This is a genomic window from Paenibacillus sp. 01T431, from assembly GCF_056398625.1.
In genome coordinates this window covers 234,607-255,421 of sequence record NZ_JBFTPT010000006.1, presented here as the reverse complement: position 1 = coordinate 255,421, position 20,815 = coordinate 234,607, and the positions used below count along the sequence as shown (strand labels likewise).

Annotated in this window: 25 protein-coding genes; all 25 read left to right on the top strand. The window is 43.6% G+C overall.

Annotation, left to right across the window (positions count from 1 at the left end; translation table 11 throughout):
* The first annotated feature begins 580 nt into the window (after positions 1-580).
* Complete coding sequence (gene trmFO, locus AC1DM9_RS13250) at positions 581-1,900, top strand: FADH(2)-oxidizing methylenetetrahydrofolate--tRNA-(uracil(54)-C(5))-methyltransferase TrmFO (RefSeq protein ID WP_076269141.1); 1,320 nt, start codon at positions 581-583, stop codon at positions 1,898-1,900.
* 57 nt (positions 1,901-1,957) lie between these two features.
* Positions 1,958-2,503: an ATP-dependent protease subunit HslV gene (hslV, locus tag AC1DM9_RS13245; protein ID WP_076269142.1), complete on the top strand. Its 546-nt coding sequence runs from the start codon at positions 1,958-1,960 to the stop codon at positions 2,501-2,503.
* A 78-nt stretch (positions 2,504-2,581) separates the two neighbouring features.
* Complete coding sequence (gene hslU, locus AC1DM9_RS13240; protein ID WP_441881297.1) at positions 2,582-3,982, top strand: ATP-dependent protease ATPase subunit HslU; 1,401 nt, start codon at positions 2,582-2,584, stop codon at positions 3,980-3,982.
* 27 nt (positions 3,983-4,009) lie between these two features.
* Positions 4,010-4,780, top strand: a complete 771-nt coding sequence (gene codY / locus AC1DM9_RS13235; protein ID WP_076269144.1) for a GTP-sensing pleiotropic transcriptional regulator CodY — start codon at positions 4,010-4,012, stop codon at positions 4,778-4,780.
* 216 nt (positions 4,781-4,996) lie between these two features.
* Positions 4,997-5,410 (top strand): flagellar basal body rod protein FlgB, encoded by a 414-nt coding sequence (gene flgB / locus AC1DM9_RS13230; protein WP_339208914.1) that lies wholly within the window; start codon positions 4,997-4,999, stop codon positions 5,408-5,410.
* 2 nt (positions 5,411-5,412) lie between these two features.
* Positions 5,413-5,862 carry a flagellar basal body rod protein FlgC gene (gene flgC / locus AC1DM9_RS13225; protein WP_441881295.1) on the top strand — a complete coding sequence of 150 codons (450 nt, stop codon included), beginning with the start codon at positions 5,413-5,415 and terminating at the stop codon, positions 5,860-5,862.
* Positions 5,863-5,901: 39 nt separating this feature from the next.
* Entirely contained in the window at positions 5,902-6,207 is a 306-nt protein-coding gene (fliE, locus tag AC1DM9_RS13220) for a flagellar hook-basal body complex protein FliE (protein WP_076269147.1), read from the top strand.
* Positions 6,208-6,249: 42 nt separating this feature from the next.
* Entirely contained in the window at positions 6,250-7,821 is a 1,572-nt protein-coding gene (gene fliF / locus AC1DM9_RS13215) for a flagellar basal-body MS-ring/collar protein FliF (RefSeq protein WP_477580349.1), read from the top strand.
* Positions 7,822-7,844: 23 nt separating this feature from the next.
* The gene (fliG, locus tag AC1DM9_RS13210) at positions 7,845-8,846 is read left to right on the top strand and encodes a flagellar motor switch protein FliG (protein ID WP_179089844.1); all 1,002 of its coding nucleotides are present in this window, start codon (positions 7,845-7,847) and stop codon (positions 8,844-8,846) included.
* Entirely contained in the window at positions 8,839-9,678 is an 840-nt protein-coding gene (locus AC1DM9_RS13205; protein ID WP_477550288.1) for a FliH/SctL family protein, read from the top strand. The genes fliG and AC1DM9_RS13205 overlap by 8 nt, the downstream gene beginning before the upstream one ends.
* Complete coding sequence (fliI, locus tag AC1DM9_RS13200; RefSeq protein WP_076269150.1) at positions 9,665-10,990, top strand: flagellar protein export ATPase FliI; 1,326 nt, start codon at positions 9,665-9,667, stop codon at positions 10,988-10,990. Before AC1DM9_RS13205 ends, fliI begins: the two co-directional genes overlap by 14 nt.
* A gap of 8 nt (positions 10,991-10,998) precedes the next feature.
* Positions 10,999-11,445, top strand: a complete 447-nt coding sequence (gene fliJ / locus AC1DM9_RS13195; RefSeq protein WP_076269151.1) for a flagellar export protein FliJ — start codon at positions 10,999-11,001, stop codon at positions 11,443-11,445.
* 46 nt (positions 11,446-11,491) lie between these two features.
* A complete protein-coding gene (locus AC1DM9_RS13190; protein WP_441881439.1) occupies positions 11,492-12,388 on the top strand; it encodes a MotE family protein in 897 nt (298 codons plus the stop codon).
* Positions 12,389-12,433: 45 nt separating this feature from the next.
* Positions 12,434-13,801: a flagellar hook-length control protein FliK gene (locus AC1DM9_RS13185; protein ID WP_477550290.1), complete on the top strand. Its 1,368-nt coding sequence runs from the start codon at positions 12,434-12,436 to the stop codon at positions 13,799-13,801.
* Between the two features lie 41 nt (positions 13,802-13,842).
* Complete coding sequence (locus AC1DM9_RS13180) at positions 13,843-14,376, top strand: flagellar hook capping FlgD N-terminal domain-containing protein (RefSeq protein ID WP_477527611.1); 534 nt, start codon at positions 13,843-13,845, stop codon at positions 14,374-14,376.
* Complete coding sequence (locus AC1DM9_RS13175; protein WP_441881284.1) at positions 14,376-14,753, top strand: TIGR02530 family flagellar biosynthesis protein; 378 nt, start codon at positions 14,376-14,378, stop codon at positions 14,751-14,753. Before AC1DM9_RS13180 ends, AC1DM9_RS13175 begins: the two co-directional genes overlap by 1 nt.
* 116 nt (positions 14,754-14,869) lie before the next feature.
* Positions 14,870-15,688, top strand: a complete 819-nt coding sequence (gene flgG / locus AC1DM9_RS13170) for a flagellar basal body rod protein FlgG (RefSeq protein ID WP_076269155.1) — start codon at positions 14,870-14,872, stop codon at positions 15,686-15,688.
* A gap of 56 nt (positions 15,689-15,744) precedes the next feature.
* Positions 15,745-15,972 carry a flagellar FlbD family protein gene (locus tag AC1DM9_RS13165; RefSeq protein ID WP_054028981.1) on the top strand — a complete coding sequence of 76 codons (228 nt, stop codon included), beginning with the start codon at positions 15,745-15,747 and terminating at the stop codon, positions 15,970-15,972.
* Positions 15,969-16,433 (top strand): flagellar basal body-associated FliL family protein, encoded by a 465-nt coding sequence (locus AC1DM9_RS13160; RefSeq protein ID WP_076269156.1) that lies wholly within the window; start codon positions 15,969-15,971, stop codon positions 16,431-16,433. Before AC1DM9_RS13165 ends, AC1DM9_RS13160 begins: the two co-directional genes overlap by 4 nt.
* Positions 16,434-16,470: 37 nt before the next feature.
* Complete coding sequence (fliM, locus tag AC1DM9_RS13155) at positions 16,471-17,472, top strand: flagellar motor switch protein FliM (protein WP_054028979.1); 1,002 nt, start codon at positions 16,471-16,473, stop codon at positions 17,470-17,472.
* Positions 17,462-18,727 carry a flagellar motor switch phosphatase FliY gene (gene fliY, locus AC1DM9_RS13150; protein ID WP_477580347.1) on the top strand — a complete coding sequence of 422 codons (1,266 nt, stop codon included), beginning with the start codon at positions 17,462-17,464 and terminating at the stop codon, positions 18,725-18,727. Before fliM ends, fliY begins: the two co-directional genes overlap by 11 nt.
* Positions 18,728-18,747: 20 nt before the next feature.
* Positions 18,748-19,110 (top strand): response regulator, encoded by a 363-nt coding sequence (locus AC1DM9_RS13145; protein WP_076269158.1) that lies wholly within the window; start codon positions 18,748-18,750, stop codon positions 19,108-19,110.
* A 12-nt stretch (positions 19,111-19,122) separates the two neighbouring features.
* A complete protein-coding gene (locus AC1DM9_RS13140; protein WP_477580345.1) occupies positions 19,123-19,767 on the top strand; it encodes a flagellar biosynthetic protein FliO in 645 nt (214 codons plus the stop codon).
* Between the two features lie 37 nt (positions 19,768-19,804).
* Positions 19,805-20,512 (top strand): flagellar type III secretion system pore protein FliP, encoded by a 708-nt coding sequence (gene fliP, locus AC1DM9_RS13135; protein WP_372239010.1) that lies wholly within the window; start codon positions 19,805-19,807, stop codon positions 20,510-20,512.
* 22 nt (positions 20,513-20,534) lie between these two features.
* Positions 20,535-20,804, top strand: a complete 270-nt coding sequence (gene fliQ / locus AC1DM9_RS13130; protein WP_054028974.1) for a flagellar biosynthesis protein FliQ — start codon at positions 20,535-20,537, stop codon at positions 20,802-20,804.
* Positions 20,805-20,815: the final 11 nt, after the last annotated feature.

Here is a 20,815-nt window from a genome sequence, read left to right as displayed (position 1 = left end):
TTGCGCAAGCTGAATTCATAATACTAACTGATGGATGAAATCTTTGTTTGCGCAGGCTGAACTCGTATCACGAACTGATGGATGAGATCTATGTTAGCGCAAGCTGGAAGCGTGTCACGAAGTGACGGAAGCGATCTTACGGCAATGGGATGGATAACCGACTGTTTAACACTGAGGTTAGTCCAATTGCAGGTGTCCAGAGGACGCAGTCCTTGGGGCCCTCCCTTGGAAGGGAGGGTTTGGGTGGGTTCGAAAAGTTTGTGGGGGTTTTAAGTTTTAAAAGGTTTGATGTTTAAAAAGGAATTGAATGTTTTAAAATGCTTGTAAAATTGTTGTAAAAATGTTTTAAAATACAAAAAGTGTTTTAAAAGTTTTGTAAAGCATGAAAGGCTCTAAAAGCTCTTTCATCCTTCAAAAAGCTTATAAAGTTTTAAAGTTGAAAAACTTCACAACATTCAAAATGTTTGAAATTATTGGAAGGTTCGAAATTATTAATTTACAATAAAAAAACCTTTGAAGGCAAGGTAGTAGCGCCAAAGGTCAACCTACGTGAACTATATCTGAAAGGATTGAATATATTTTGTCACAACCACAAAAAGTAACCGTCATCGGAGCAGGACTAGCAGGCAGCGAGGCAGCATGGCAAATTGCATCACAAGGAGTACCTGTCGTTTTGTATGAAATGCGTCCAGTCACAAAAACACCTGCTCATCATACGAATCAATTTGCAGAGCTTGTATGCAGCAATAGCTTGCGTTCTAATGGTCTTGCAAATGCTGTTGGAGTATTAAAGGAAGAGATGCGCCGACTAGACTCGCTTATTTTGAGCTGTGCTGATCAGCACGCTGTACCTGCGGGAGGAGCGCTGGCGGTTGACCGCGACGGTTTCTCTGGTGAAGTTACTCGTAGACTGCATGAGCATCCACTTGTTGAAGTACGGAATGAAGAGGTAACAGAAATTCCGAAGGATGGAATTGTTGTTATTGCTACAGGCCCACTTACAGCACCGGGCTTGTCTTCGCAAATTCAAGAGCTGCTGGGCGAAGAGTATTTTTATTTCTATGATGCTGCAGCGCCAATCGTTGAAAAAGATTCGATCGATATGAGCAAGGTTTATTTAGCTTCCCGTTACGATAAAGGTGAGGCTGCTTATTTGAACTGTCCAATGACAGAAGAAGAATTTGAAATTTTCCACGAAGCGCTGACAACAGCTGAGAAAGCAGAAGTAAAAGATTTTGAGAAGGAAGTCTACTTTGAAGGCTGTATGCCGATCGAGATTATGGCAAGCAGAGGCAAACAAACCGTATTGTTTGGACCTATGAAGCCAGTTGGACTTGTAAATCCGCACACGGGTGAGCTGCCACATGCTGTAATTCAGCTTCGTCAGGATAACGCTGCAGGAACATTATACAACCTAGTTGGATTCCAGACTCATCTCAAATGGGGAGAGCAAAAACGCGTCTTCTCATTAATACCAGGTCTGGAAAATGCTGAGTTTGTTCGTTTCGGCGTTATGCATCGCAATACGTTTATCAATTCACCTCGTTTGCTTAAGCCTACCTATCAGCTTAACAACCGCGAGACCTTATTTTTTGCAGGCCAGATGACCGGTGTTGAAGGTTATGTGGAATCTGCTGCTTCCGGCTTGATTGCTGGAATCAACGCTGCAAGATTAGCTCGAGATCTTGAACCACTCGTATTGCCGGAGCAAACTACGCTTGGCAGTATGGCTCATTATATTACAACAGCCGATTTCAAGCATTTCCAACCGATGAATGCTAATTTCGGTTTATTTCCACCGCTTGAGAAGAAGATCCGCAGCAAAAAAGAAAAGAACGAAATGATTGCGAATCGCGCTTTGGAAGGTATTGAGCAATTTAAAAAGGAACATTTGCAATAATATTGCGTAATGAAGGCATGGCAATTTAATTATTTGGAACCTTGAGGAGGCAAAGCAATGGAAATGCAATTTCACGCTACAACGATTTGCGCAGTTCGTCATGAGGGAAAAGGTGCAATTGCCGGGGATGGTCAGGTCACTTTTGGGAATAGCATGGTCATGAAAAACTCTGCTAAAAAAGTAAGAAGGCTTTATCGCGGTCAAGTCGTCGCAGGTTTTGCAGGATCAGTTGCAGATGCCATTACTTTGTTCGAGAAGTTTGAGGCAAAGCTGGAGGAGCATCACGGCAACTTGCAGCGCTCAGCTGTTGAGCTTGCCAAGGAATGGCGTTCAGACCGTGTCCTTCGTAGATTGGAAGCGATGATGCTCGTTATGGACAAAACCGGCTTGCTGCTTATTTCAGGCAACGGTGAGATCATTGAGCCGGATGACGGCATTCTAGCAATCGGCTCAGGCGGCAGCTTCGCATTATCGGCAGCAAGAGCGCTTCAGCGTCATGCACCTCAAATGGAAGCAAAGGATATCGCACGTTCATCGCTAGAAATAGCGGCAGAAATTTGTGTATTCACGAATCATAATATTATTGTTGAAGAGATCGTATAAATCGAGTAACAGGATTTTGGATAGAAGGCCAAACTTCGGAAAGTCTTAGCGAAGAATAGAAATCGGAGGGATTTTATAATGGGAAATGATGCACTGACGCCTCGTCAGATCGTAGCGGAGCTTGATAAGTATATTGTTGGGCAAAAACCAGCGAAACGTTCTGTAGCCATTGCGCTTCGCAATCGTTACCGGAGAAGTTTGCTCGATGAAACGCTGCGCGATGAAATCGTTCCGAAAAATATTTTGATGATCGGACCTACCGGAGTAGGTAAAACGGAAATCGCACGCCGCTTGGCAAAGCTGGTTAAGGCACCATTTGTGAAACTAGAAGCGACGAAATTTACTGAGGTCGGATATGTAGGCCGTGATGTTGAATCAATGGTCCGCGATCTAGTGGAAACAGCTATACGTATGGTGAAAACAGAAAAAACGGAAAAAGTAAAAGACAGAGCAGAAAAGCTAGCTAATGATCGCATCGTTTCTTTGCTTGCTCCGTCAACGGCTAAGGCTAAATCGCAAAAAAATCCATTTGAAATGTTGTTTGGCAATCAACAGCAATCAGAAGAGCAAAAGGAAGAGCCGGAAGTGGAAAATGCGCTCTTTCAAAAACGTTCGCAAATTAAAGAGCAGCTCGCGGCTGGCAAGCTGGAAAACGAAATCATTGAAATTGAGGTAGAGGACTCCTCACCTAATATGATGGATATGCTTTCAGGCCAGGGCCCAGAGGGCATGGGCATGAATATGCAGGAGCTGTTCGGTCAATTAATGCCGAAGAAGCCGAAGAAGCGCAAGCTGCCTGTAAAGGAAGCTCGCAAGGTGTTGACGCAGGAGGAAGCTAACAAAATAATCGATATGGATGATGTCATTACCGAATCGATTACAAGAGCTGAGCAATCTGGCATTATTTTCATAGATGAAATTGACAAAATTGCGAGCCCATCACGTGGATCTGGCCCAGATGTATCTAGGGAAGGTGTTCAACGTGATATTTTGCCTATCGTTGAAGGCTCTACTGTCATGACAAAATATGGTCCCGTTAAAACGGATTATGTGTTGTTTATCGCTGCTGGCGCGTTTCATGTTGCCAAACCTTCGGATTTGATACCAGAGCTTCAAGGTCGTTTCCCGATCCGGGTAGAGCTGACTAGTCTTAGCTTGGACGATTTTGTAAGTATTTTGAAAGAACCAAAAAATGCTTTAACGAAGCAGTATTCAGCTCTACTTGAAACGGAAGGCATTCAGATCGAATTTACTGATGAGGCGATTCGTGAGCTTGCGTCCATTGCCGCAGATGTTAACCGCAATACTGAAAATATTGGCGCGCGTCGCTTGCATACGATTTTGGAGAAGCTGCTGGAGGATCTATCTTTTGAAGCGCCTGAGCTGTCGCTCGAAAAAATGACGATTACGCCGGAATACGTTCGAGAAAAACTCGGAAGCATTGCGCAAAATCGCGATTTGAGTCAATATATACTGTAGTTGTTATGAGTTTTGGGAGGCATTAGAATGACTTTACTAACGAAGACTAGAACGCTGAACCGGTTGTTGCAACGCGCAGCTGGCAAAGCGCTGAGTTTCAGGGAAATGGCAGAAGTACTTTGTACAACGATCCAAACCAATGTATTTGTCGTCAGCCGGAGAGGAAAAATACTTGGCTGCTCCGCAGTAGATGCGTTTGATCACGATTTCATGCGAACGTTATCAGCTGATGAGCTTCGTTTCCCGCAAGAGAGCAACGTTCGGTTTCTTGATATGCAGGAATCGATGACGAATGTGAAGCCTGATTCGGGAATTTACGAAACTTTTCCGCGGTTAGGTGATCAAGAAATTATGACGGTTGTACCTATTATTGGCGGAGGAGATCGTCTAGGTACGTTGGTCCTGACCCGTTTGTCCGGTACTTTCGATGACGATGACCTCATTTTAGCTGAATATGGTTCAACGATTGTAGGCATGGAGATTTTACGCGAGCGCGCGGATGAGATTGAGCAGGAGGTTCGCAGTCGTGCAGTTGTTGCCGTTGCGGTCGGTTCTTTGTCATTTAGCGAATTAGAAGCAGTCGAGCATATTTTCGAGGAGCTTGATGGCAAGGAAGGTTTGCTTGTCGCATCGAAGATTGCTGACCGGGTAGGAATAACTCGTTCAGTTATTGTAAATGCGCTTAGGAAGCTGGAGAGTGCTGGTGTCATAGAAACAAGGTCATTAGGCATGAAAGGCACATACATTAAAATATTAAATCACCAATTATTGCAAGAATTAGATAAGATGAAGCGATAATTATAGGACGTTTAGACCATTTTTGCCCTATCTGATTTTAAAGATAGGGCTTTTTTCTTATTGTAATAATTTAGGAAATTGTTGAATATTATCATGTCGGCAAAAATCGACACATGTATCTCATTTTTTTAATATTTACTGTCGAACAAAGAAGGAATGAGCAGTAATCTGTTGAATACGTTAAGAAGATCCCCTATGTGAAAGTGGTGAAACTACGTGAATTTGTTGAATGGCGCAGCATTTGGAAGAATGGAAGGTGCGCTTCAAGCAGCTGAAATGCGGCAGCGCGTCATTTCTAACAATGTGGCAAACGGTGATACGCCGCATTTCAAACGGTCAGAGGTTTTGTTTGAGGAATTATTAGAGCAATCCATGGGAAATACGCAAGGGCAATTGATCGGCAAACGAACGAATCAAAAGCATATTGCTATTGGAGCAGGTTCTTCTAATGTACCTATACCCAAACTTATTACCGATGAAACAACTTCGATGAACAACAATGAAAATAATGTTGATGTCGATCGTGAGATGTCTTTGCTAGCTAAAAACCAATTAAGCTACAACTTTTATGTCCAACAGATTAATCATGAGGTAAGAATGATGCGCACAGCGATTGAAGGGAGAGCTTAACGATGAAATTGTCCACAGGGTTTGATATCAGCGCTTCGGCTCTATCAGCACAAAGACTGCGGATGGATGTAATTTCTTCTAATATAGCGAATGCTGAAACGACGAGAGGCAGTTTTGTAAATGGACAATTCCAGCCGTACAAGCGAAAGATGGTTGTCATTGAACCTCTGCAGCAGTCCTTCTCAAATGTGCTTTCTCAGCAAATGAATGAAAACTCCGCTGCTCAAGGAGTTAAAGTAACGAGAATTAAAGAGGATCAATCGCCAAACAAGCTCATTTATAATCCAACGCATCCTGATGCTGATGCAAACGGCTATGTAAATATGCCGAATGTGGATGTAACGAAGGAAATGGTAGATATGATTGCAGCTACAAGATCTTACGAAGCAAACGTAACCGCGCTAAACGCTACCAAATCAATGTTTATTAAGGCACTAGAAATAGGAAAGTAATTGATTAACAATTCCATATGAAGTATTGGGGGAGTAATGATGATACAAGCGATGTCGCTTAGCCCGGTTCAGCCAACCAAACTCATTGAAACTAAATCGGTTCAAGAAGCGACTCCGGCACAATTGACGCAATCATTTGGTCAATATCTAGAAACGGCAATTAATAATGTAAGTGATCAGGAAAAGAACGTTCATAAGCTTAACGACAAATACTTAATAGGTCAGGTTGACGTTTCAAAGGTTTTAATTGCTTCTGAGCAGGCGCAACTAAGTTTGCAGCTTACCTCACAAGTCCGCAACAAAATGGTCGAGGCATATCAAGAAATGATGCGGATGCAAATTTAACCATCATGAAGACCTAGCATAGTATTTGGGTGAGGTGAAAATGTGAACGAGAGAATCGCCCAGTTTCGAGGTAGGCTTACACAATTATGGAGCCAGACGGGCAGAAAACAAAAAATTTGGTTGGGGGCATCTATTAGTGGACTATTGTTAGCAATTATTTTGTTAACAATTGTATTTACGAGAACGGAATACGAAATTGCTTTTCAAGGTTTGGATACAACAGACGCAGCTGCTATTATGACTTACTTAGACGGAAGCGGAATACCTTACCAGCTCAGCAACAATGGGAAAAGCATTTCAGTACCGAGCACAGATGCAGCACGAATAAAAGTGGATGTAGGTTCTCAAGGTTTAGTTCAAAACGGTTCCATTGGTTTTGAAGCATTTAATGCAAGCTCAAGCCAGTTTGGCACAACCGAAAATGAATTCAATGTAAAATATTTGAATGCTTTGAACGGTGAAGTTCAACAGTTGCTGAATGCGATGCAAGGTGTGGACAGTTCGAAGGTTTTGGTTAACTTGCCAAAAGAAAGTGTATTTCTTTCTGCAGAAGATGCGGAGCAAGCATCAGCATCGATTATGATGAAATTCGTGTCTGGCTATCGTCCAAGCCAGAAGGAAATCCACGGCTATTACAACCTGGTGAAAACAGCGGTTCCGGATTTGGCAATTAAGGATATTACGATCTCAAGTCCTCAAGGCGAATTAATCTACTCTGATGTTGCTGGCGGAATAGCTAATAATTCAGATGCGGTTGAGTCCCAATTCGTCATTCAGCGCAAATATGAGGCTGAGCTCAAGAAAAATATCCAGCAGTTTCTAGGAACGATCGTTGGAGCTGATAATTTAGTCGTTCAAGTTTCTAGCAGCATGAACTTCGATAAGAAGACATCGCAAGAATCTGTTGTGAAGCCGCTAGACAATAACAACAATAACGGCATTATCATTAGTGAACAGCTGAATAACAGTACTTCGACTGGCAATTCAGGAGACGCTGGCGGTGTTGCAGGAACTGGAGAGACTGACGTACCGGGCTACGAAGCGGCTGCGACGGGCAGCAATTCTTCAGAATCGAACTCGACCATTCGGAATTATGATGTGACTCGAGTCAATAGCAACATCGAATCCGGACCTTTTGTTTTGAAAGACCTTTCTATTAGTATCGGCATCGAACAGTCACAAATGAATGATGAAGCAAGCAGATCAGCCATTATGACATATTTGACTGCATTGGTGCGCGCACAACTAGCTGATTCTGGTCAAGATGTAACCAATGACGCATTGATAGAGAAAAAAGTTGCTCTTATTGCAAGAACATTTTCTGGAAGCAGTTCTGCTAAGGAATCGAGCCTACTATCAACACCTTGGATTATCGGAATTGGTGTTGCTGCTCTTGCTATCATTGGCGGACTTATCTACATGTTAGCACGCAGACGCAAGAAGGTTGCCGAGGAAGAAATCGAATTGGTTGCTCCAGCTAAAGTGGAATATCCAACACTTGATTTGGAAAGTGTCAACAACGACAGTCAGGCTAGAAAAAATCTTGAAACACTTGCCAAACGAAAACCGGATGAGTTCGTTAACCTTCTTCGCACATGGCTTGTGGATGAATAGAGGTGGTTCATGTGTCAAAATCAATGCAAGGATTATCTGGTCGACAGAAAGCTGCCATTTTACTTATTACGCTTGGACCTGATGTATCCTCTCAAATATTCAAGCATTTAAGAGATGAAGAAATTGAACAGCTAACACTTGAAATCGCAAATGTCCGTAAAGTGGACAGTAGTGATCGTGAAACGATTTTAAGCGAGTTCCACCAAATCTGTATGGCTCAAGAGTATATCACGCAAGGCGGCATTTCTTATGCCAAAGACATTTTGGAGAAAGCGCTCGGTGAACAAAAAGCTCTTGAAGTTATTAACCGGTTAACGGCAACGCTCCAAGTAAGACCATTTGACTTCGCTAGAAAAGCGGAACCTACACAAATTTTGAACTTTATTCAAAATGAGAACTCGCAGACGATTGCTTTGGTATTATCGTATTTGCAATCGGAGCAGTCTTCGCACATTCTTTCATCGCTGCCGCAAGAGAAACAAGCAGAGGTTGCGAGGCGAATTGCTCTGATGGATAGCACATCGCCAGAAGTCATTTCGCAGGTAGAAAGAGTGCTTGAACAAAAACTGTCCGCAACCGTTACCCAGGATTACACGAATGCTGGCGGTATCGACTCTATCGTTCAAATATTGAATGGTGTCGATCGCGGGACGGAGCGTACGATTCTCGATGCGCTTGAAATTCAAGATCCAGAGCTTGCAGAAGAAATCAAAAAACGGATGTTCGTTTTCGAGGACATTGTCAATATCGACAATCGCTCCATTCAACGAATCATTCGCGATATCGAGAATTCCGATCTTCAGCTTGCGCTTAAAGTGGCAAGTGAAGAAGTTAGAGAAGCGATCTTCCGCAATATGTCGAAGCGTATGGCCGAAACATTCAAAGAAGAAATGGAATTTATGGGACCAGTGCGGCTTCGTGATGTTGAAGAAGCGCAAACACGCATTGTTGCTACGATTCGCAGATTAGAAGAGTCAGGTGAAATCATCATCGCCCGTGGTGGAGGAGACGATATCATTGTCTAATTTGATCAAATCTTCGAGTGTGATTACTCTTGATCAATTGAAGCAGCTCGAATGGCTGCATCAACGGAATCTTGAAATCAATGAATCGCTGGATCAGGAAGAGGATATGGAACCCGTTCCTGATGAAGAAACGATAACTTTGCGAGATCAAATATTAAATGATGCTCAGCTATATGCAGAAGAGAGACTGCGTGATGCAGCAGAAGAAAGTGAAAAGCTTCTTGCTGATACACAGCAGCAAATCGATGTATGGTGGCTTGAAAAACGTACAGAAGATGAATCAGCATCAGAAGCATCCAGGCAATCAGGCTATGAGCTTGGTTATGCCGAAGGAGCCGCGCAATCCGAAAAGGAAATGCGTGAGATCTGGGAGCAAAAGCTGGCTGAAGCATCGGATGTGCTAAAAACTGCATTTCAAATGAGAGAACAAATCATTCAGGAAGCAGAACCCTTTCTTGTTGAACTAAGCTGTGCGATTGCCGAAAAAATTATTGGGCAGCAGCTATCAACGGCTCCTGAAATGGCAATCGAGCTCATTCGCAAATCATTGTCTAGACGCAGAGAGCAAGGAGTTATTACTCTATGTGTTGCACCTGGGCAGCTTGCATTCGTGCAAGCAGCTAGAGAAGAGCTTCATATGGCCATCGATTCTCAAGCGGAATTGCAAATTTTGCCTGACTCGACGGTTAAAGACAACGGTTGTGTTATTCGCTCTTCATTTGGCAGCATAGACGCTCGAATTGACACGCAGCTTGCTGAGATCAAAAAAGAATTAATACATCTTGCTCATCATAGCGGCGAAGAACGAGGTCAAGCCTATGATAGTGAATAATCTAGATGTGCTTAAGTATATCGAGCATTTGCAGCCGCTTGATCCCGTTCGGGTCAATGGCAAAGTCACTCAGGTCATCGGCCTAACCGTGGAGTCTGAAGGACCTGATGCGAGCATAGGCGATGTTTGCTTTATTTATCCATCCAAAGGCGCAAAGCCTATCAAGGCAGAGGTCGTTGGTTTTCGTGATAATAAAGTAATATTAATGCCGCTCGGTGATCTTCAGTCCATTAGCCCGGGCTGTGATGTTGTAGGTACAGGCAAACCTTTGACTGTTCAAGTCGGATCAGAGCTGCTCGGTAAAGTGCTCGATGGGCTTGGAAATCCGCTGGATGGATCATTTTTGCCAAGGCGTATGCCGCATTATTCTACTTATAATGAACCAAGCAATCCGCTTAAACGGCCGCGCGTCGTTGAACCACTCGGTATCGGTGTAAGAGCGATCGATGGGCTTCTTACCGTCGGGCGTGGTCAGCGTGTAGGCATATTCGCCGGATCCGGTGTAGGGAAGAGTACACTGCTTGGCATGATTGCTCGCAATACTTCAGCTGATGTTAACGTAATTGCGTTGATCGGCGAGCGTGGTCGTGAAGTGCTTGAATTTATCGAGAAGGATCTTGGCCCAGAAGGCTTGTCCCGTTCGGTCGTTATTGTTGCAACTTCAGATCAACCAGCACTCATTCGCATGAAGGGCGCATTAATTGCGACATCCATTGCTGAATATTTCCGTGATCGCGGTCTGGACGTTATGTTGATGATGGATTCCGTTACAAGGTATGCAATGGCTCTTCGTGAAGTAGGTCTGGCTATTGGTGAACCGCCTGCTACTAGAGGTTATACACCTTCTGTATTCGCTGCACTGCCAAAGCTTCTGGAACGTGCAGGGACAGGGCCAACAGGCTCGATAACCGCCTTCTACACCGTTCTTGTTGATGGTGACGATATGAATGAACCTATCGCGGATGCTGTCCGCGGAATATTGGATGGTCATATCGTTTTAAGTCGTCAGCTAGCTCATAAAGGTCATTTTCCTGCCATCGATGTTTTAGCTTCTGTCAGCCGTGTTATGAAGGAAATTGTCACAGAAGAACAGCAAGATGCGGCGAATGAACTAAAAAAAATGCTAGCTACATATAAAGATTCGGAAGACCTGATCAATATAGGGGCGTACCAACGAGGATCAAATGTAGAAATTGATATGGCGCTAGAATTTATTGAACCGATTCAAAGCTACACAAAGCAAAAGACCAATGAAAAGGTGAGCTTAGAGGAAGCGCAAAGTCGTTTAATTAATGACTTCTACAGGAGTTGAATCACGAGATGGCATCGTTTCGTTATACTTTTCAAAAGGTTGTTGATTTAAAATCTAGTGAAAAAACACAGGCGGAATGGATTCTTTCATCGGCCATTGGTGCTCTAGCGGCTGAAGAATTGTCGTTAGAGCAATTGCGTGCGAAGCAGCAAGAATGGGAAAGCAAGCTGCTTGAATCCTCACAGACTGCTGTTCCTTTATCTGAGCTTCAAGTTATTCAACAATACTTAGACTATTTGGTCACTTGTATTACAAGCAAATTGAAAGATGTGTTGCATGCACAAAAGGCGGTTGAGCAAAGCCGACTTAAGCTTTCAGACAAGATGAAAGATGAGAAAGTGTGGCTTAAAGCAAAAGATCATGCGCGTGATCGGTTCCAGTATGCGATGCAAATCAAAGAGCAGAACGAACTAGATGAGATGGCAAGCGTCCGTTTCATGATACCAACCCCATAAAGTGATGCGTGACACCGGCTAGAGGGAGTGAGTGGAATTGGCGGGTATGGATAATGAAAAGCAAGGCTATAGCACGCTAGAGAGAATTATGTTTTTGATGACACCAATTTTATTCGCAATCGTATTGCTCGGTGTTTTGTACACCTTGTTCAATATTGATTTCCGCAATAAAATGCTGGAAGCCGGAAACTCAGTTCCCTTTCTAAAAGACGTGCTTCCCGAGCCAAAGGTTGCAGGCGGGCCTGGAAATGATGATGCTTTGAAGACAGCGAATATGTCAGCAAAAATAGCAGATTTGCAAACACAGCTTACTGCAATTGAAAGCGAACTGGCAGCTGCGAATCAAACGAAAGCGACGCTTGAGCAAGAAGTAAAGGACTTGGAAAGTGATAACATCCAGCTTAAAGGTGTAAACGATGATCAATTGCTTGAGGATGAGCAGTATCAAGCGAAAATTCAAGAACTGGCAAGCATGTTTTCTAAAATTACGCCAAGTAAAGCTGCTCCAATCTTGCAAAGTATGACTTTAGATGAAATGGTGCTCGTATTTGCAAATATGCGGCCTGATGATCGAGTGCGCATTATGGAGAAGATGAATCCTCAGACGGCAGCTGATGCAGCGATGAAGCTGAAGGATAACGTGCAGGCAAAGGATTTGCAAATTGCCGCGCTTCAAGCAAGACTTGATTCGCAGAAATCGCCAACAACGAAGCCTGCTTCCTCTGTTCTTGATCAAGAGCAATTAAGTGCAACGTTTACAGCTATGAATGCAAAGAGCGCTGCAGAGCTTCTAATCAAAATGATAGATGTGAGTCCAAGCAAAGTGCTTCGGATTTTAAATGCGGTGGATAATCAAACAAGATCATCCATTATTGCAGAAATGTCTGGAATTAATGAAACGACTACAGCAAAAATTGTAGCTAAATTAATGACAGGAAGTTAATGTCTGACCTTATGTTTTCCCTCTATTTGAAAGGAGGTGAGAAAAATGGAAATGAACATTTCACAAGTTGCTGTAGTACAACCGCAAGCACAAGGTACAACAACTGGACAAGCGAGCGGCAATACAAGCGGAGCAGCGTTTCAGAAAACGTTAGTGCAGCAAATTAATAGCGAAACTGCTGGCAGCAGCAGTCAGACACAAGCTGCACCTTTAGTTGCAAACGTATCTAAGGAAGCTATGGCTTTGGTGGATGGCGCTGCTGCAGCACCAACATTATCTGACCTCATGTCAATCATCGATGGTTTGCTAGCGCAATTGGATGCAACAAATGGTGAAGACGGCAAGGCTTCTCTTGAAGATGATCAGCAGCTCCAACAGTTGGAAGACGTGCTTGATCAAATGAATGCTTTGCTTGCTCTGCTTGGCATTCCAGTGCCTGTCATTCAGCAACCGATTGGTCAACCGACTAGCGGTGAGGAAGATTCCTCTATTTCATTAGAGGGGAAGAATGCAGTAAATATCAAATCAAGCCTGCAGGATACGTTGCTGCAAATGCAAGTGATGCTGCAGCAGGGAACAACAAAATTGGTTGGACAGCAAGAGCCAACGGTTTTGGTGGCACAACAGCTTAAGGCGTTAACAGCGATTTTGGAAGGCGAGCCGGTGGATACGACTAAGACTCATACGAAATCGACCGCTTTTACACAACAACTGTTTACGGCTCAAAATGTACAGCAAGCTGACGTTAGTACGCTATTGCAACGACTGTCACAGCAAACCGCCCATCCTGCATTATTAACAACTGCAGTTCAGGGTATGGAGCAGGCAATCGCATCAGATGTATCTGACTCTTCTATTGAATTGATTCCGCAAATGCAGCTTGGAACAAACAATCCGGATACAATGCGGACGTTTACTTCTCTTGTTGCTAATGCAGCAGCTACTTCATTTGTTGTCGCTGATGAATTTGCCCAATCCATGACAGGTATGATCGTACAGAAATTTGATCTTACAACATTGAATGGCGTTTCAGAAGCGAAGCTCATGTTATACCCAGAGCATTTAGGGCAAGTAGACGTTAAAATAACGATGCAAAATGGACTTCTAACCGCGATCTTCCAAACAGATACGGCAATGGCCAAGGACATGCTGGATAATCAAATGGCTCAACTGCGGTCAGCGCTTCAAGCACAAGGCCTTATGGTAGATAAGCTTGAGGTTTCGCAAGGTCAATCAGCTGCGCAGCTGTTTCAACAGCAGCATGGACAAGGAAGCAATCAGCAGCAGTCATCCAATCGTAATGCTGTGAACACTGACGATACTGTGAATGAGTCTCAATTTGAAACCGAAATGGTTCAACAAGCGACAATTCAGGGTCTTGGATTTGGCAGAGGCATCAACGTTAAAGCGTAGTGGAGTTAGTAGAGGGTTAGAGAGATCGGAGGTGATCGGAAATGGCAGATAGCGTTTCTACTCGCGTAGTTTGGCCGAATTACAGCAAAGAGAATGTACAAGCTGCAGCAAACAAAAAAAACACGGATACGCTTGGAAAAGATCAATTTCTAAGTATTCTCGTTACGCAGCTTCGCAACCAGGATCCCATGCAGCCGCTTCAGGATAAAGAGTTCATCGCTCAGATGGCGCAATTTACTTCTGTAGAGCAGCTGATGAATATGTCCACCGAGCTATCTTTAATGCGTCAAAACATTGGTTCAGCATCCAGCTTAATCGGTAAAACGATTGAATGGAATGAATATGATGATGCTGGTGCAATCAAGACCGCCAAAGGCGTAGTTGATTCCATTATTTCGAAGGATGGTCTCCTTTATGCAAGGGTAGGCGGAGCCGAGATTGCTCTTGATTATGTCAACTCTATCTCGGAAACAACGGGTGAAACACCAACGCCAGAGGATTCTACAGGGGAAGATAACGGCGTAGACAAGAATCCTTCGGATCCAGCTGGTGCTGAGGAAGGGGCTGATAAATAATGAGTGAAGGCATAAAAATCGGTCATATTTTCCCGGTTAAGTCGACACCTCTGCAGCCTAGCAAGACAGTTGTCAACCGTTCAGCTCAGCCATCTGAATTTCAAGAAATACTTAATGGCAAGGTTTTAAAGTTTAGTCATCATGCCGAGGTTAGAATGCAGCAGCGAGGCATTAACTTGCAACCAGAGTCATTAACCAAAATAATGAATGCGGTCGAAGAGGCTGCATCCAAAGGCGCTCAGGATTCATTAATCGTTTTCCGAGACATTGCCATGATTGTGAATGTCCCAAGCCGTACAGTTGTGACTGCAATGGATGGCGCGCAAATGCGAAGCAACGTATTTACGCAAATAGACAGCGCTATTATATTATCGTAAGGCTGGACCTATCAGGGAGCCTCAAGCTGTGGACCGATTGAAGCAGTTTATGATAGTGCTAACATTTTTTTGAAGCCCATAAGATTTTAATCCATTCCCTAGGAGGAATTACGAAAATGCTAAGATCGATGTATTCGGGCGTGTCCGGTATGCGCGGCTTCCAAACAAAGCTAGACGTTATTGGTAACAATATTGCGAACGTGAACACGGTTGGCTTTAAAGCAGGGCGCGTCATGTTCAAAGATATTTTGAGCCAAACGGTTGCGGGCGTTACCGCACCTGAGGAAGGCGTGCGCGGTGGCGTTAACGCAAAACAAATCGGACTCGGCGTGTCTATCGGCTCTATCGATACCGTACATACCGCAGGAAGCGCAATGACAACGAACCAACCGACAGACCTTCGTATTGACGGAGACGGATTTTTCGTAGTTAGAGCGAGCGAAGATTCTGAAATGCTTTTAACACGTGCGGGCAACTTTACGCTTGACTCGAATAGACAGCTTGTTACAGGCGATGGCTATTTCGTACTAAGCGTTGATCAAGAGCCTATCGTACTTGATGAGGCAATTACGGCGTTTTCCATTGGTCAAGACGGAACAATCATGGGTGTAACAGCGGATGGTACGGAAGCCGTTGCACAGCTTGGCGTAGCCAAAGTTGTAAATCCAAGTGGTCTTGAGAAACTGGGCGGCAATATGTACCGTGTTACAGCGAATGCTAATCCGGATGCTTCTATTGAGGATTTCATGACGTTCGCGACTGATCCTGAATTCGGTACAGGCGCAATCATTGCCGGTCAGCTGGAAATGTCTAACGTTGACTTAACTGCTGAATTTACAGAAATGATCGTTGCACAACGTGGTTTCCAAGCGAATTCACGTATCATTACAACTTCTGATGAAATTTTGCAAGAGGTAGTTAATCTAAAACGATAAGTAAGTCATAACGAGCGGGAGGCTTAACGCCTCCCCTAGGTGTGAGGGGGCAACTGATGATTACCGTAACGCGGTTGAACGGAACAAAGGTCACAATAAATGCTTTATTAATTGAAATGATTGAAGAATCAGCGGATACGGTGATTACACTTACGACGGGCAAGAAGCTGGTTGTAAAAGAAAAAACAACGGAACTGTTGCAGCTTAATGGGCAGTATCTTCGCACAATTGGCCTTATTGCGGCGGCCCAAAAGAGTGAGCAAACGGAGGGTCCATCGTCATGAAGAAAATGCTACCTTGGTTAATTACGATTTTGTTATCCATAACTTTAATCGCCATTGTTTCAATCATCTTGTTCAAGTCGTTTTTTACTGACCCTAAGGAGCAGGCGACGGAGACAAAAACGATTGAGGTTAAAGCTTTATCGGCTGATGAGCGTGTGGCCGTAACTTCTGAATTAAAGGAATTCAGAAGAAATCTGAAAGATCGTGAATATGTCGTTATTTTGAGTTTTGCTTTCCAGCTCGACAAGAAGAAAACAAAAGAAGATTTTGATAAACTGCTTGAGATTGAAGTTCGCCCAATTATTAACCGTGTTATTGCTGATATGACAGCAGATGAGCTGCAGGGTTCTCAAGGTGAAGACGCACTTGAGTCGAAGCTTCTCAACTTAATCAATCCTATTATTCCTAAAGGTAAGTTGATTAAGGTAGAAATCACAGACTTTACACTTGCTCCACTTTAACTGACTACGCAGACATTCCTCGAAGGAGGTGAGATATTTGGTTGATGTTTTATCGCAAAATGAAATTGATGCGCTACTAGCTGCCTTGGATTCCGGTGAAATGGATGCAGAGGATTTAAAGAAGGAAGAAACGACGCGAAAAGTCAGTGTGTATAATTTCAAACGCGCCGTACGTTTTTCGAAGGATCATATTAGAAGTTTGACGCGGATTCATGAAAACTTCGCACGGTATTTGACAACCTATTTCTCAGCACAACTTCGCACATTTGTTCAAATTAATGTCGTGCAGGTCGAGCAATTGCCTTACGATGAATTTATTCGTTCGATACCAAAGATGACGATATTGAACATTTTTGAAGCGGAGCCGCTGGAAGGTCGTATGGTGCTTGAAGTTCATCCAAACGTAGCGTACGCAATGCTGGATCGAATGTTAGGCGGACAAGGCATAGCGCCATCCAAAATCAACAACTTAACTGAAATTGAAACCATTATTATGGAGAAAATTTTCAGTCGAACGTTTGAAGGCTTGCAGGAGGCTTGGAAAACAGTAATCGATATTTCTCCTAGGCTGGAAGCATTGGAAACGAACCCGCAGTTCATGCAAATTGTATCGCCCAATGAAACGATCGCTCTCATTTCATTCAGCACCAAAATCGGCGATACGACGGGTATGATTAACCTTTGTATTCCTCATGTCGTTATTGAACCGATTATGTCCAGGCTGTCTGTTCATCACTGGTTTGTATCGCAGAAGAAAGCTCGCGCGCCAGAGGAAGTTGAAATATTGGAGCAGCGAGTAAATAAAGCGAAGCTTCCTATCGTAGCCGAGCTTGGCGAATCGTCGCTAACCATTCAAGAGTTTCTAGGACTGAATATTGGTGATGTTATTTCATTGAATAAATCAGTTAATGATGGTCTCAACATTAAAGTTGGAGACAAGCTTAAATTCATTGGCAGTGCAGGCTCTGTTAAGGATCGGCTAGCTGTTCAAGTAGATGAGATTGTCACTGAAGGAGTGGAAGAAGATTATGACGAGTAAGGACTATTTGTCACAAGAGGAAATTGATGCATTGCTACGTCAATCCTCCAGTGAGCCGGAACCGGAGCAGCACACTGAAGTCGGAACACAACTTTCAGACTTTTTATCCGATATGGAACAGTCTGCTCTGGGTGAGATTGGAAACATAACATTTGGCAGTGCGGCAACAGCATTGTCAACGTTGCTTGGCAAGAAAGTAGATATTACTACACCACAAGTTACTATTGTAAGAAAAGATGAGCTTGCTGACATTTTCCCTAAGCCTCATGTTGCAGTTAGCGTGCAATACGTAGACGGCTTTCAAGGCATTAATTCACTTGTCATAAAAACAAAAGATGCCCAAATCATTGCTGATTTGATGCTTGGCGGTGAAGGCACCAACATCACTGTAGAAGAGCTTAATGAAATTCACATTAGTGCAGTTCAAGAAGCGATGAATCAAATGATGGGATCATCTGCTACGTCGATGTCAACGATATTTAATCGTTTTGTCAATATTTCGCCGCCGGGCATTGACATTCTAGATGTTAATAACGGTGATGGCATGGAGCATTTGCCACCGGTAGATATGTTTATAAAAATATCATTCCGGCTTACGATTGGAGATCTCATAGATTCAACAATCATKCAGCTGCTGCCCATTCCGTTTGCGAAACAAATGGTTGATATATTAATGGGAGTGGTAGAAGATCAGCCAGCTCAGCCTGCTGTTCCAGCGCCTCAAACGGCTGCAGCAGCGCCGGCAGCACAACAAGCTATGGCAATGCAAGAAACGGCTGCAGCAGCTCATTTGAACGCTGTGCCGCCGCAAATGAATATGGCTTCACAGGCGCCTCAAATGCCTTCTATGCCGTATCAAACACCTGCAGCTGGCTACGACATGTCGATGCAGCCGCCGGGGCCTCATACATATGGTCATGCAGCTAGTCGAAATGTTAATGTACAGCCTGTGCAATTTGCTAATTTTGGCAATGCGCCAATTATTCAGCCAGATGAGACAAACCTCAATTTACTTCTCGACATACCGCTTAAGGTCACGGTAGAATTAGGAAGGACCCAAAAGCAGATAAAAGATATTTTGGAGCTGTCGCAAGGTTCTATTATTGAGCTGGACAAGCTAGCTGGCGAACCAGTCGACATCCTAGTGAATAACAAGCTGATCGCAAAAGGCGAGGTTGTTGTCATAGATGAAAACTTTGGTGTTCGTGTAACGGATATCGTAAGCCAATGGGACCGCATTCAAAAATTACAATAGCATCCTAGGAGGATAAAAAGATGGCAAACCGCATTCTTATCGTAGACGACGCAGCTTTCATGCGCATGATGATTCGTGACATTTTATCAAAGAACGGCTACGAAGTCGTCGGTGAAGCCCAAGACGGCGCACAAGCAGTTGAGAAGTACAAGGAATTGAAACCTGATTTGACAACAATGGATATTACGATGCCTGAGATGGACGGAATCTCCGCTCTGAAAGAAATTAAAAAAATTGATAGCAATGCTAAAGTAATTATGTGTTCAGCAATGGGTCAGCAAGCAATGGTAATTGATGCGATTCAAGCAGGCGCAAAGGACTTCATCGTCAAACCGTTCCAAGCTGATCGTGTAATTGAAGCGATCAAGAAAACACTCGGATAACGGTTAGACATTATGTTTAACATAGCTTCGCGCATTTCAATGGTGTCTGCTCTTGGGGTGGCGATTGGGCCACAATTTGCGGCTGCTGCGGCACAAGGCGGCAGCAGCGCAAACGATGAAGGACAAATGATGTTTACCGGAACAAATGATCTAGCGGGCAACATGATTTGGGTTATCGTATCGCTTGCCATCGTTATCGTATTAATTATTTTAGTCATTAAATGGTTGTCGCAGCGCAATCGCATGTGGGGAACGAATCGATCGCTTCGTTCACTCGGCGGTATTGCGCTTGGACAGAATAACTCGTTACAAGTCGTCGAGATTGCAGGTCGGATTTATATCGTTGGCGTCGGCGAGAACATAACTCTAATTGACAAGCTAGATGATCCTGAGCAAGCAAGTGCTGTTATTTCAGCGCTGGAGCGGCAACAGGAATCGGCTTGGTCAAAGGATCTAGTCTCACAAATACTTAAGAAGTTCAAAAATCGCAACAATCCGAATGGCTCTGATCCTACGAACGAGCAGTGGAACAAGACGTCTTCCTTTCAGGATTTGTTGCAAAATAAGCTTAGTCAGCAAGCTGACCGCAAGCAGCAATTGGAATCGTTATTGCATGAATCTAAATCAAATGAACGGTTGATGGATGATGAAAAATAAGTGGTGGATATCAATCGTTGTTGTTCAATTGCTTGCGATGTTATTACATAATCAAGCATTTGCCGAGCCGTTACCCGACGTATCCATCAATATTGGCAACGGAAGCGGTGACACGCCCGATACTAGCGCATTATCCATTCTTCTATTAATTACAGTACTAAGTATCGCACCAGCGATTATGGTGCTAATGACAAGCTTTACTAGGATCGTTATCGTTCTAGGCTTTGTAAGAACATCGCTTGGAACACAGCAAATGCCGCCCAATCAAGTATTGATTGGACTGGCAATGTTCCTTACCTTCTTTATCATGGCTCCAACGTTCTCTCAAGTAAATGATGTTGCATTGCAGCCCTATTTAAAAGGTCAAATCTCTCAAACAGAAGCTTTTAAGGAAGCCTCCGTTCCGATGAAGAAGTTTATGTTCTCTCATACGAGGGAAAAGGACTTAATGCTTTTTATGAATTATACGAAAACAGAGAAGCCGGCTTCATTTGAAGAGATTCCGATCACAGTACTAATACCTGCATACGCCATAAGCGAGTTGAAAACAGCTTTTATAATGGGATTTATGATATTCATTCCGTTTCTAGTCATCGATATGATTGTCGCAAGCACATTGATGGCAATGGGGATGATGATGCTGCCTCCTGTTATGATTTCCTTGCCGTTTAAGATACTGCTATTTGTATTAGTAGATGGATGGTATTTGATCGTAAAATCTTTGTTGTTAAGTTTCAACACGTGATACTAGCAGGGAGGGACTTTTGATGAGTACTGATTTCATAATCGGGTTGGCCAGCCAGGCCGTATTCGTTGTTTTGAAAGCCAGTGCACCAATGCTCGTTCTTGCTTTGGTCGTAGGGTTACTAGTCAGCATATTTCAAGCAACAACACAGATTCAGGAGCAGACGCTGGCATTTGTTCCGAAAATTGTAGCGGTTTTCGTGTCCATCATCATTTTTGGCCCATGGATTCTAAATACGGTTATCGACTTCACTTACAATCTGCTGAACAATCTTCATAATTACATCGGTTAGGTTGTGAGTGT

Coding starts and splice junctions, on each gene's coding strand:
- AC1DM9_RS13175 (WP_441881284.1), top strand. CDS start 14,376: ATGAGTGAAGGCATAAAAATCGGTCATATTTTCCCGGTTAAGTCGACA.
- flgC (WP_441881295.1), top strand. CDS start 5,413: ATGAAATTGTCCACAGGGTTTGATATCAGCGCTTCGGCTCTATCAGCA.
- hslV (WP_076269142.1), top strand. CDS start 1,958: ATGGAAATGCAATTTCACGCTACAACGATTTGCGCAGTTCGTCATGAG.
- fliG (WP_179089844.1), top strand. CDS start 7,845: ATGCAAGGATTATCTGGTCGACAGAAAGCTGCCATTTTACTTATTACG.
- fliJ (WP_076269151.1), top strand. CDS start 10,999: ATGGCATCGTTTCGTTATACTTTTCAAAAGGTTGTTGATTTAAAATCT.
- AC1DM9_RS13180 (WP_477527611.1), top strand. CDS start 13,843: ATGGCAGATAGCGTTTCTACTCGCGTAGTTTGGCCGAATTACAGCAAA.
- AC1DM9_RS13145 (WP_076269158.1), top strand. CDS start 18,748: ATGGCAAACCGCATTCTTATCGTAGACGACGCAGCTTTCATGCGCATG.
- hslU (WP_441881297.1), top strand. CDS start 2,582: ATGGGAAATGATGCACTGACGCCTCGTCAGATCGTAGCGGAGCTTGAT.
- AC1DM9_RS13160 (WP_076269156.1), top strand. CDS start 15,969: ATGAAGAAAATGCTACCTTGGTTAATTACGATTTTGTTATCCATAACT.
- AC1DM9_RS13140 (WP_477580345.1), top strand. CDS start 19,123: ATGTTTAACATAGCTTCGCGCATTTCAATGGTGTCTGCTCTTGGGGTG.
- AC1DM9_RS13165 (WP_054028981.1), top strand. CDS start 15,745: ATGATTACCGTAACGCGGTTGAACGGAACAAAGGTCACAATAAATGCT.
- fliQ (WP_054028974.1), top strand. CDS start 20,535: ATGAGTACTGATTTCATAATCGGGTTGGCCAGCCAGGCCGTATTCGTT.
- fliE (WP_076269147.1), top strand. CDS start 5,902: ATGATACAAGCGATGTCGCTTAGCCCGGTTCAGCCAACCAAACTCATT.
- fliP (WP_372239010.1), top strand. CDS start 19,805: ATGTTATTACATAATCAAGCATTTGCCGAGCCGTTACCCGACGTATCC.
- codY (WP_076269144.1), top strand. CDS start 4,010: ATGACTTTACTAACGAAGACTAGAACGCTGAACCGGTTGTTGCAACGC.
- AC1DM9_RS13185 (WP_477550290.1), top strand. CDS start 12,434: ATGGAAATGAACATTTCACAAGTTGCTGTAGTACAACCGCAAGCACAA.
- flgG (WP_076269155.1), top strand. CDS start 14,870: ATGCTAAGATCGATGTATTCGGGCGTGTCCGGTATGCGCGGCTTCCAA.
- AC1DM9_RS13190 (WP_441881439.1), top strand. CDS start 11,492: ATGGATAATGAAAAGCAAGGCTATAGCACGCTAGAGAGAATTATGTTT.
- fliI (WP_076269150.1), top strand. CDS start 9,665: ATGATAGTGAATAATCTAGATGTGCTTAAGTATATCGAGCATTTGCAG.